The sequence below is a fragment of the Xenorhabdus sp. KK7.4 genome (assembly GCF_963876465.1).
GTDB classification, from domain to species: domain Bacteria; phylum Pseudomonadota; class Gammaproteobacteria; order Enterobacterales; family Enterobacteriaceae; genus Xenorhabdus; species Xenorhabdus stockiae.
On the sequence record NZ_CAWNQF010000098.1, the window covers coordinates 1 to 12,958 of the forward strand.

Sequence of the window (12,958 nt, forward strand, 5' to 3'; positions counted from 1 at the left end):
AATGCGCATACAAGAAAGTATTGAGAAATTTAAGATATCTTCGTAAGGAATATTGCTTGTCCAATGATTCCCTTTTCTACGTAGCACCTCCATTATTCTCTCCAGTTCCTCACGTTCTGGTCTTCTGCTACGGCGATGGCTTTTACCGATTAATCCCATTTGAGTTAGTAAGGGGCGAGCTTCATGTGCAGGATTTGAAGTGTAGTCTATATCATAGACAGGCTTGGCTGACTTTAAGACTGATGATAAATAGACTACATCATGGTTAATAGTGGCAGGACTGGCTCCTGTAGAGCATCGCTGTTTACAGTGCTCAATAATATGACTGACCGAAAGTTCAGTCAGGGGTAAATTTGCAAGAGCGCTCTTTGATAATAAATTCAATACGGACTTTTTGCTTTGCCCTGCTTTTTTTCCTAAATTGGGATCATTGATATATTTGTGCAATAGAGCGCTAACTGTAAAATTTTCGACTTCATCGTTCCTTGGTACTCCGTTTTGCTCCAGCTCAGCTACCCGCATAGCACCCCATGTTTTGGCATGAGCTTGCTTTCCGAATGTACGGTTCTCTCTGTAGATATATTTACCGCCAGACTTGACACCGACAGTACAGCGATAACGGATAGTGCCATCTGCGCGTGGGCGCTTTTCTATGCTATAGTAAGCCATCTAGAGTGTTCTCCCGTTTAAATTTTCATAATGCAAGGGGTGCTAATAGGGGTGCTGATAATCCCAAAATAGCTTAAAACACCCTTAAATGCACGAAAATCAGCAAAAATAATAACTCGGCAAATTCAACAAAATAGTGAGTTATAACGGGAGCCTAGCGCATTATTTGAGTAATTTATTTTTCTATTTAACCTATTATTAATAGATATACAGTTATGCAAAATTCAGAAAATTATCTCACAGATATATCCACTTTTATGGCTCTCGATATCCGTGTTGGCAAAATAATCAAAGCTGAAAAAAATGAAAAGGCCATCAAACCTGCTTATAAACTGTATATCGATTTTGGTAGCGAAATAGGTGAAAAACAGAGTTCGGCACAATTGTGCCAAAACTATACGGAAGCACAATTAATCGGCAGGCAGGTCCTGGCTGTTATAAATTTTCCACCGAGAAAAGTAGCCGGGTTTAAATCGGAAGTTTTGGTTCTGGCTGCCGTTTGTGATAATGAAGGCACTGTACTCATCCAACCAGATAAAAATGTGACCTTAGGGACACGGATGCTGTAATTTAAAATAGGAATATTATGAGAACACAAAAAAGATGCATGGGTTATGTTGCCATTGTTATTGATGATTATGATAAAGCAATTGATTACTACACCAACAAACTGGGGTTTACTCTGGTCGAAGACACCCCACAACCGGGCAAAAGATGGGTTGTTGTGACACCGAATCCTGAAAGTGACTGTAATCTATTGCTGGCAAGAGCATCTAATGAAAAGCAGGAAGCCTTTATTGGCAACCAGTGTGGTGGAAGAGTATTTTTGTTCCTGCAAACTGACGACTTCTGGCGCGATTATCATAAAATGAAAGAAAATGGCGTTCATTTTTGCGAAGAGCCACGACAAGAAGAATATGGCTTGGTTGTTGTATTTGAAGATATTTATGGCAACCGGTGGGATTTATATCAGAACGCAATTGTTTAAAATATAAAGAATCCACCTGTTAAACAGGTGGATTACTATTTGATAATAAAATAACGTTCAATTTTTTATACCCCATAATCCTTCTGATTACCTAACTGTTGACCGCATCCAATCACCTCAGTCACTGTCTTTTTAGGCATGTTATTATCTATATTCTCGATAATTTTATCCTTTACCGCCACATTACAATTCGATATCTTCTGAGTGTATTCCTTAACTTTACTAGGAAGTATTACATTTTTTTTATTATGATAATGTCTCTCTGTATATGGAATTTTCCCATGAGCAATATCAGAAACTGCACCTGGTAAACTTAATAAAAATGCAAGTGGAGACCCTGGTAATTTCACAGAGATTTTTTCTCCTTTACTATGAGTAGTTATTTCATGATTTACCAGCTCTTGGGTATTCAATATAACTGGCTGATCAGTACTTTCAATCTTCGCTCCAGTCAGATTAGTTTTACCTGATACATCTAAATTAATTCCATCTCTAGCAGAAATTCCTGATTGGTTAGTTAAACTTGTATCATCATGTGTTTCGTAATTAAAATTAAACTTGGTTTTTATACCCGATGCGATACTTTTAATGATATTAACCACTCCCATAAAACCGGACGGTTGATCACCATTAAAGAGTGTACCACTATTAAATTCGCCTCCAGCTTCTAGACCTATTTCCCTCCCATTAGCCGTATTTTGAGCCGTTTCAATATTAAGATTACCTCCTATTTTACCCCCTATCCTATCCGCTACAATATTAGCTCCTTTAATTGTAGTATCTTTTTTACTTGTTAATGTTACGTTTTCACCCGTAAGCTGGCTATTGTGATTGATAACATCTCTTTCATAACCATGATCAAAATTGCCATAAGCCTTTGCCTTAACTTGAGCTAATTGAGAAGCATTCATTGCTGCTCCCAATGCTACTTTGCCTCCAATTTGGAAATTACTTTTATTTATACTGTCCTGAGCAGAGGTAACTATGATACCACCTCGTTCTGCTTTAAGATTTATATGTTTGCCAGAGGTATTTGTCCCCTGCAAAGACAAATCATTTCCAGAAACCAAGTTAATTCCCTGTTTTCCCCTAATATTACTACTTTTTGCTGTCACAGTAGTGTCATCATTTACAGCATATCCTGATGCTGCACTTCCTGCCCCCATATTGACAACACCTGTCGGCAAATTGACGCCTACCCCAACACCAAGACCAAGCCCATATTGGGTTTTAGTTTTCTTATTAGTATTATTTGCCTGATTAATATTGATATTATTCCCTGCCTGTATAGTTGTTTCTCCATCTTCTGAATTAAACGATGCCCCCTGATATTTAATATCGTGTCGCGCCTGAATATTAATATCTTTATGTGCTTTGAAATCACTGACAATAGCATCTGAATTGGATTCAGAACTCCGAGATGCATTCCCTTTCCCTTTCCCTGTAACAGTAAGATCCTGGGATAAAAGCGCTAAGTTGGCTTGTATGCCGGCATAACCTGATGAATCAAAGACATCTTTTTCATTTTTATTAAATGCGGCTCCGTTAATATGGTTGTTAGCTTTTAATTCTATGCCTCCATTATCTGCATGATACTGTGTTCCCTGATCATATACATCTTCTTTGGCATTTATTCTAATGTTATTGTTGGCTTGAATTGAAGTGACATTAGCATTTGATTTAGTATTACTCTCTGTGTGATTACCTCCTTTGGCGAAAACATTAGCACCAACATTAGGTGAAGAATTCTTCATACTCAAAGAGAGGGAAACTCCTCCTCCAATATTAAAGTTTCCTGAATAGGTACTATCACTACTTTCCGCTGCTCTATTTTCTATGCTATTAGCATTCGCCTCATAATTACCCGCAACATTATGCTGAGCTCCCTCCTGTTCCAGTTTATTTCGTGCGTTTAATTTCAGATCTCCCGCAATGTCCGTTTTTGAAACGACAGCTTTTTTCTTCTCATGAGATTTATTATTGCTACTATGATTAGCTCCACCACCAATGCTTATTCCATTGCTTCCTTTAGAGAAAAACACACCAATACCTGTCGAAGAATGAGATTCTTTTTGGGCTTCCAGGTCATTTGAAGCAAGGAAAGAAATATTGTCGGCTGATATATTAGCATTTCCATTTCTCGTATCTATATCTGAACCCACAACTGTAACATCTTTACCTGCATTAATTGTGATATTTCCTCCATCCAATACAGATCGTTTTTGTGTTACATTCTCTTTTTCTTTATCATCACTGCTATACTTAATACCCAAATTTTTTGTAATAGTATTTTTATCATCTTCATTAGAGAATTGAGCTATATTCCCTGCCTCAAGCAATGAATTCTCTTTCTGTTTATTATATTTCTCTCCATAAGAAGAAACATTTATATTATCGCCAGCATGAATATTCAAATCATCAGAACTTTTTAATACACTATCAACCACATCAATATTTTTGCCACTAAATAACTTTAAATTTGCATTAGATTTAACCTGGCTGCGTACTGCCTCTTCTTTTTTTTCTTTCTCCTTATTAGAATCCTTAGTAATATTAAAAACAGTCCCATGGCGCTCATCAATAATATTTTGATGATAACTAACAGCATTATCAATGAGTAAATCACCATTTTTTGATTGAAAGTATCCACCATTTTCAGCTTCAACATTACTGCCAGTAATTTTAATTCCATCATTTCCTACAAGCAATACATGTCCATCAGCTGTAATATCAGATGATTGATTTTTTTTATTTTCAATATAATTATTTTTATTTTTTCCTCCGGCAATCCCTCCCCAATAAGTTCTATTATCATCATCAATAACTTTATCACCATAAGATTGAGATATTATCTGATTTTTTTTACCTGCTTTTATGATAAGGTTGTTTCCGGCATGCGCCTTAGAACCTGCAATTTTAATATCACCATTGGCTTCTATACCAAGATCATTATCAGCATTTAGTTCACTTCTAATCTGTTTTTGAGTAAAATGCCCTTTTTCTTTTAGCCCTGTATCTAGTGAATTAGACTCTAATCTGTGATATTGCTGATTATCCATTTTTTCAGTTTCTATCAAGCCATCTATTATGACATTACGCTTAGATGATAATGACAGATTATTACCTGCATCAATCTTGCTCCCATCAATTCTTATATCTTCTCCAGTCGAAGTTAATTTGATATTATTATCTGCCCTTATATCATTCCCCTCCTGTTGAGTTTTATCATGAGTATTTTTTTTATTACTCTTCCATAAAAACTTCCATTGCTCTTGAAAGTCCTCCGAATGTTGATTAACTGCTTGACCGTCTAAATCAAGTTTACGACCGGTTAAATCAATATTTTCACCAAAAATATCTGTTCCTTTAATTTCATTATTGTTGTTAGCATTTAATGTAATATTTCTACCTTCTAATTTGGTTCGGTGAAGGACTTGCGACTTCTGCTCGCTACTAGCACTATTTCCGCTAAAAAAATGACCTTCTGACTTTTCCTTTTTCAAGGATACTTCATCCAAAGCACCCTGAGATGTAATATTTTCACCTTTTAAGGTGAGATCACCTCCTTTTAATCTAGCACCTTCCAGTTTTAATCCACCTTTAGACTCAACATTAATAGTATCATCAGCAGTCATCTCCCCCTGTAAATTAACACCACTCCCTTTATCTGTACTTAATAACCGGATACGACCAGCCTGCATACTGCCTAAATAATAGCTATCAAGTAAACCCACCGTTGCCTTTTTTGAATCCAATACTCGACCATCAGCAGATATTTTATTCAGACCTGTAATGATATTAATATCTTGGCTGGTACTAATTTTGCCACGGCTATCAATTTTAGGAGAAAAAAGATTTATGATAGAGTCATGAACCAGACCTCCTTTACCAATTTTCAGGGAATTTGTATTATCGAGGGTATTAAATCCCTGTAAAGTGCCTTTTTCAACTAATGGGTTTCCGACAACTAGCGATAACTGATTAGTATTAATGAACCCACACCCATCACAAGTAATACCGTTAGGGTTTGCCAATATATAATCTGCAGCCATACCAAAAATTTCCTGCTTGCCCAACAGTAAAGATGGATTGCGGCTAATTACCTCATTTAGAATAATCGTTGCCGAATTACCATGCAGATTACTATTACCAGGCAATTCTCCAGCTAATTGAGATTCACCTCCATTTGTCGAATTATTAAAAACTGCCCCTTTTTCAGAAACATTAAAATCCTCATATTGGTTATGTGATAATCCAGATTCAGAAGGAGCAACAATATTAACGACATCTGCACCAGATTTAGATTGTGTAACACCTGGTCGGTGTGAGTCATCACCTCCTGCTACTATTCCATTGGAAAAACCACTTGAGCTAAAAAGCATAAAAATTGCCACTGATACAGCAAGCCGACCAGATGACGATAATTTAAACCTTTTTTCTTTCATTTAATCACTCCTATACATCTAGTTATTACTGTGTGTAAAAATATGACCAAACCGAAACAGTGGCAGTTCTGCAATTAAAAACCATAAGAAATACGCACTAATATCTGTATGGGATTATTAAGTTTCTCGTACTGCCGAGACAAAACTTTCCCACTGCCTACTTGAATATCGGCAAACAACTGTTTATAACTCAGTGAAAATCCAGTACTCATCCCTACAGCATTTATCCATTCATATTTATTTTTATGCCCAATAATTTTAGTTTGCCCTAAATCACCACCTATATTTAAAGCTAAATAACCTTGAGGAATAGCTATAGGAAGCAGATAAGATAGCGTATTTCTTAAATACCACCCATTGTCAGAACATAAAAAACTCTCGTTAAACCCTCTGATGCTATTTTTATCAGTAATACTGAAACACTCCATAGCTGGTAAAGGATCATGGCTATACTGCATGCTAATCTGACTATTGAATAAATAAGATGAATCAAATAATCTAAATTTCTTTTGCAAATTTATTGACATCAATCCTTTAATGAAATTTTTGTCCATGACTGTTTGAGCATTAAACCATGGCACACCTTTATCAATACCTATATCAATAGAAAAAAATCCAGTTGGAATAATTTGAAAATGATTTAAATTAAGAGAAACAAGGCTTATAGATTCACTATTTACTATGATTTTTTCATCATTTAAATAATTATTCCCTTTTTTATATATAAATTGTGTTCTCAGTGTATCTATTTGTGTCTGATTGCGGCGAAATGCCCATTCAGCACGAATTCCCGATTGTTGGGCATCACCATGTATATTTAAATCATGTTTATTTAACAATCTATACTTTGATTTTTTTTGATGGTGATATTTAGAACCAACATAAAATGTGCTAAATGTTGACTTTCCATATGGCAATGAATAAAGGAAAATATAAGATCGATTATATTTATTTTGGCCTTTTTTCAAAGTAGAGCTTCCACTAAGGCTGACAAAATCAGATAACCCCAGCGGGCTATCAAAACTCGTGTTTACTCTTCCTACCCATTTCCCTGTATTTTTTTGCCCATAATTATCTGTTGTTAAAGAAACTTTCCACGGAGAACTATGTTTATTATTCAGAAAAACAATAGATCCCCCATTAATTGTACCAGGTAAAATATCTAGCGTTGTTTTATTTGATTGTAAACGATTTGCCTGATCTAGCCCTTGGTCAAGTTGATGTATATTCAATGGCATATTCTTTAGACCAGGAAAAAGAGTCTGACTGTTTACCCAGCGACTTCCTCCCCTAATATCTTCGATAAACCCTTCTATAACATGAATCCCTAATTTTTTCTCATAGTCAGGAGGAACCAATTTTACTCTGGCTGTAACATATCCTTTCTGGACATAAAGGTTCGTAATTTCAGATGTTAATCTATTGATATTATTACTGGTAATACAGCTATTAGAAATTGGACTTAATGTTTTTAAGTCCGATGATGATAATAATGATATCCCTTGAAGATAAATCCCACTAATTGGCAAGCATTTTTGCTCACCTTTCAGATTTACGAGTGATTCTTTTGTAGAATATCGCCTTGAACGGTTAATCATCTCCTGATGCCGCCTTTCTTCAATCAACCTGTTTATCTCTCTTTCGCTATTCTGTAAATTATTAATGCCTTCGTTCATGGTTAATGAAGGTAAGTTTTCATTAAAATTTACCGGAGATGCTATTGTTAAAGGAACATATAATATTAATAATATTCCTATGTTTTTTATAATCATAAAACACCAATCATAAAATTTTCATTAACATAGTAATTCAATATTTTCAGTGAGATTAATTAATATCAAATTTATCACTCACATATTGCCATATCCCTACAGTCAGAATACAAACACTCCATAAACATGAGCAAAAAACAAACACCACCAAGTCATTTACTAAAATCACATTCACAAAATATTTCATCATCACCATATGAAATATAAAAATAAAAAATGAATTATTTTTAGTCATATATCCAAATGAATAAACCGATATTTTTTATAGAAAATAATAAAAATAACTGCTCTACTGTATTTAACTGGTCAAAATATGTAACTTGTAATTTAGCCTTGATAATATAATTTCTTAAATTACATATAATTATTGCATTGATATCTAAAAACCAAACATTTGTTTGAAAAGAACCAGAACCCTTACAACCTATTGATATTAATATACTTTATACAGAATAAAATATAGTTTACATTATAAATCTTTTCATTATCCTAAACACCAAAGCTTTATCAGGATAATATTTTAGATATAGATCACATTATTGACCATAAAAAACCTTTATTAAACTTACGATCACTTTCTCAAAAATAGAATAAATCATAAGATCAGCCTTTACTGTTTGATAGATATACAATAGAAATATAGTCACAAAAAATAGCCAAGGCCACAATATGTCAAACAGGAAAAATCAGATACTGCAAATATTAAAAAGGGATCCCTTTATACAACAGCAAGAAATTGCAGATATTCTTGGTATTAGTCGTTCCTGTGTTGCAGGGCATATTATGAACCTAAGTAAAAAAGGCCATATAAAAGGTAAAGGTTATATTCTTGCCAGTGATGTTTATGCTGTTACTATTGGAGCAACCAATATAGATATAACCAGTTATGCATTTGATAAACTAGTATATAATGATTCCAACCCAGGGAAAATCATTTCCACCCCCGGTGGGGTAGGAAGAAATATTGCACAAAATATTGCCGCATTAAAAAATGAAAGCTATTTAATTTCTGTTGTTGGTAATGACCAACACAGTAAAATATTATCAGAAAAAACAAAATCATCCGGTGTTAATACTAAATACCTACATAAACTGGATGATGAAAAAACATCAGTCTGTAATTCATTTATTGATGAAAATGGAAAATGTATCATTTCGATAAATGATATGAGCATTCTTGACAAACTTAACCCATCATTACTCTCTCAATCCAAGAAATTGATTCAAAGTGCCAGTGTACTGGTTATTGATTGTAACTTATCTCATGAATCATTAGAGTGGATATTTCTTAATTCCAATAATGTCCCGATTTTTGTTGATACAGTTTCTACATTCAAAGCATCTAATATCCGCCACTGGCTACCTTATATTCATACACTAAAGCCTAATCGTTCTGAAACTGAGATGTTAAGTGGTATCAAAATTGAAACTCTGGAAGATGCAGCCCACGCTGCTTCTTGGTTTCACCAGCAAGGTGTTCAACGGATAATTTTGAGTATGGATGCAGAAGGTGTCTATTACAGTGAACTAGATAATAAATCCGGTTACTCACGCGCATTAACAAATAACGTTGTTAATGCCAATGGTGCTGGTGACGTTATGATGGCAGGGCTTGCTCATTGCTGGCTGGCAGGAATGGCTCTGGAAGACAGCGTTCACTTTTCTCAGCAATGCTCTGCTTTTACTCTATCATCAGAAAATATTGATATATTCCCCAATAAATTCAATTTTCGGTAAAAAATGGTACTAATTCTTTAAATAAATATCCGGGCGAAATATTTGCCAAACAAAATTTTCACGATTAACAGGTGAATAACCCAATTTTTCATATAACCAATGTGCAGATGAAGTTACCAACATAACTCGTCGAAGTTTCTGAATAACAGGATGAGATTGACAACATTCCATTAGCCAGCTCCCCAGATGCTGTTTTTGATATTCTTCCAATACGTAAACATCACATAAATACCCAAAAGTTGAAAAGTCTGTCACGAATCTAGCAAATCCTATTTGATTTTCCTCATCATACAATCCGAACGTCAGACTATTTTCAATTGAGCACTGAACAGTTTCAATATCGATTCCTTTCGCCCAATGGGATCGGGTAAGAAACTGATGGATTGCTGTAACATCTAGCAAAGATTTATCTGTTGTTACTTGATAATTTTCTTTTTCCCAATATAGAAGTTGTTCCATATTTTTCTCTATTATTTTTTATTGAGTATTTTCTTTACAATATCAAATTGAATTATGACTGCAATAGAATTTTATTACTATCCTTAATCACTAACCTAGTGATTTCATTAGTAGTATAAACTATGCAAAAATTCCTAATACAATTTATCGTATAAGTTTAGTAAAAATCATATCAAGAAAAAGGTATTTGCACTTTTAATATCCATTTTGTGACGACCGATAACTGGATAGATTATACTCAGAAAATTGAGCCAAAAAATATTTGGCAGGAAAAATTTTTATCCAGCGTCACAACCCGTAAATCATTACGGCAATACAGGACACCTCGCCGGCTGTCATATCACTTCATCTGCCTACAGCGGATATTGCTGATAACACCTCGTCTTCCTCAGGAGCATGAGTCATTCGTATTCCTTTAACCACTTAGTAAATAGGTAAAAAATATTGATTTTAGTTTCAAAGGTTAACTAATTATTAAGGATTATTAATTTATTATTCGATGGAGATAAGGTTATTAGGCTTATCCATTTCTTGATAATCACGTTATGGGTGGATAGTAAAATGAAAAAATATCTTCTTCTTTCCCTAGTCGCAGGGACGACACTTTTTACTTCAGTACAGACCTATGCTTGGTTTTGTAGATCTGAGATGTTAGACCCAGCAGCATATGAGCGCTGTGTAGCTCAATGCGACGCGTTGAATCCAGGAGAAGCGGGACATTCTCATTGTTTATAATAAAATCAAGGACGGTATTTCCGCCGTCCTTTCACTCTCACTACGTCCTAACAAACTCCTGTTGTTAACTCACCAGAAACCTTACTGAGGTCAAATTTTCACCTCAATCGGATTACGACTATAGCAAGGCTTATAATTTGAAAGATGGTGTATTATTCAATGAGGTGTATATTTGAAATTTGGTGCTGACTTGGCTTAACTCCCCATAAGTTGTTTTTCATCCACAATAGTACAAGACGCCTGTCTGGAAAACTGATTTTAATATGCGAGGCTAACATATTAATTTTTTGCCTCAAAATCGAAATTCCGCTTCTCTGACAGAGATAAATAAGATCAAGGGTTACCCAACGCCTCTCAATGGATAAAATTAATAATATTAATTTATTAAATTAAAATGGGAAGATTATCCCTGTTAAAAGCTAAGATTTATCAGTCAACCACAAGCAAATAAATTTTGTTAATGTCCCGCCAACCATTCTATGTCATTCTTCTTAAATTCATGAAAATACAATGACAGAATTACCTAGCTCTAATCAAAATTTGGCATAACACATAAGCCTTATAAAGAAAAATAATCTCTATAAAGTGACGAAATCTATCTATTTTCATTTTTTATCTTAGGAGACGATATGTGTACTCGTATAGTTTATTTAGGTAAAGATGAGCAAACCATAACAACAAGAACAATGGATTGGAAACACGAAATCAAAACAAATTTATGGATATTTCCACGGGGCATGAGCAGGGATGGTATTGCTGGCCCTAATTCTATTAAATGGAAATCTAAATATGGTAGCGTGATTGCTTCTGGCTTCGATATTTCAACCACAGATGGTATTAACGAAAAAGGTCTTGTGGCTAATTTATTATGGTTAGCTGAATCTAAATATCCACAACCAAATGATAAGCGGCCTGCAGTATCAATTTCATTGTGGGCGCAGTATATGCTAGATAATTACGCGACAGTAGCTGAAGCCGTTGAATCACTGGAAAAGACGCCTTTCGTAGTGATGACGGATAAAATGGAGGGCGAAGACCGTTTAGCGACGTTGCATTTATCATTATCAGATGCAAGTGGTGATAGTGCAATTATTGAATATATCGACGGTAAACAAGTGATCCATCATGGTCGTGAATATCAGGTAATGACAAATTCACCAACGTATGAAGTACAATTGGAAATGCAGAAATATTGGGCAACAATTCCGGGCACAGCGGCTCTTCCTGGCACCAATCGTTCTCCGGACAGATTTGCTCGCGCTCAATTCTACATTAATGCCATCCCACAACAAACGACACCCAATAAAGCCGTTGCTAGTGTGTTCAGTGTTATTCGTAACGTTTCGGTTCCTTACGGGTTAGGAGAAACGCCAGAGAATCCCCCTGAAATTTCATCAACACGTTGGCGGACATTGGTTGATCATAAACGCCAACTCTATTTCTTTGAGTCTGCATTAACACCGAATATTTTCTGGACAGATCTAAAGAAAATCGACTTCTCAGTCAAAACCGGTAAAGTGAAGAAACTGGAATTAGGTGAAGGGCAAAGCAATATTTTCTCAGGTGACGCCACTAAAGATTATGTTGATAGCAAACCTTTTGAGTTTAAAGGGTTATCTGATAAGCAACTCGGCGATTAGATTTATGGATACCAACCTTCTGTGAATACAGAAGGTTAATTCCGATCAAACCTTATATTCTCCTCAACGGCTATCTGTAAGAACTTACAATCGAAAATGATTAGGCACGCATTTATCTGGTAATTCCGGTTAGTTCAAACTTACTCGTTATTACTTCGATACTTTTTACGTAATCTGAACCCAAGAGTGACAAAATAAATGGCTAGTAAACTTTCAACTGAGTTATATAGCCAGTCCACTTCTATTTCAGATGTCATCCACTTTAAAATTGATACTGCGAATAAAAATATTCCGACAAAGATGAGTACTAGAGGTGTTTTTTCGGTCATGCCTCCAATGGGGCAGGTCTAAATAGCTTTTCAAAATGGTAGGCGAATCAAAGAAACTCAGTCCTATTTTTGCGAACTTTTTAACCGCAAAACCAAAAAAACACAAAAAGGAAGGACTGAGTTATGGCCATCGTACCACCAATTCCGCGCAATGAGCGGCGTCAAATGAGAAAAATTGTCCAAA

General features: G+C 35.1%; 8 protein-coding genes. 4 read left to right on the forward strand and 4 right to left on the reverse strand.

Annotation, left to right across the window (positions count from 1 at the left end; genetic code table 11):
• A partial coding sequence (locus AACS90_RS17140) for a phage integrase (RefSeq protein ID WP_445286262.1) occupies positions 1-669 on the reverse strand: 669 nt, incomplete at its 3' end.
• A gap of 215 nt (positions 670-884) precedes the next feature.
• On the opposite strand from AACS90_RS17140, the gene AACS90_RS17145 reads away from it, so the two are divergent.
• Positions 885-1,238: a tRNA-binding protein gene (locus AACS90_RS17145; protein WP_099123437.1), complete on the forward strand. Its 354-nt coding sequence runs from the start codon at positions 885-887 to the stop codon at positions 1,236-1,238.
• 17 nt (positions 1,239-1,255) lie between these two features.
• Positions 1,256-1,657, forward strand: a complete 402-nt coding sequence (locus tag AACS90_RS17150; protein WP_099111648.1) for a VOC family protein — start codon at positions 1,256-1,258, stop codon at positions 1,655-1,657.
• Between the two features lie 65 nt (positions 1,658-1,722).
• Here the strand turns inward: AACS90_RS17150 and AACS90_RS17155 are convergent, their stop codons facing one another.
• A complete protein-coding gene (locus tag AACS90_RS17155) occupies positions 1,723-6,102 on the reverse strand; it encodes a hemagglutinin repeat-containing protein (RefSeq protein ID WP_099123438.1) in 4,380 nt (1,459 codons plus the stop codon).
• Between the two features lie 74 nt (positions 6,103-6,176).
• Entirely contained in the window at positions 6,177-7,874 is a 1,698-nt protein-coding gene (locus AACS90_RS17160; RefSeq protein WP_241538320.1) for a ShlB/FhaC/HecB family hemolysin secretion/activation protein, read from the reverse strand.
• Positions 7,875-8,543: 669 nt separating this feature from the next.
• Here AACS90_RS17160 and AACS90_RS17165 point away from each other — a divergent pair.
• Complete coding sequence (locus AACS90_RS17165; RefSeq protein ID WP_099123439.1) at positions 8,544-9,611, forward strand: PfkB family carbohydrate kinase; 1,068 nt, start codon at positions 8,544-8,546, stop codon at positions 9,609-9,611.
• A 9-nt stretch (positions 9,612-9,620) separates the two neighbouring features.
• On the opposite strand, the gene AACS90_RS17170 is transcribed toward AACS90_RS17165, so the two are convergent.
• Positions 9,621-10,070: a GNAT family N-acetyltransferase gene (locus AACS90_RS17170; RefSeq protein ID WP_099123440.1), complete on the reverse strand. Its 450-nt coding sequence runs from the start codon at positions 10,068-10,070 to the stop codon at positions 9,621-9,623.
• Between the two features lie 1,364 nt (positions 10,071-11,434).
• Between AACS90_RS17170 and AACS90_RS17175 the strand changes: the two genes are divergently transcribed.
• Positions 11,435-12,445, forward strand: coding sequence for a linear amide C-N hydrolase (locus AACS90_RS17175; RefSeq protein WP_099123441.1), 1,011 nt, complete (start codon positions 11,435-11,437; stop codon positions 12,443-12,445).
• Positions 12,446-12,958 lie beyond the last annotated feature (513 nt).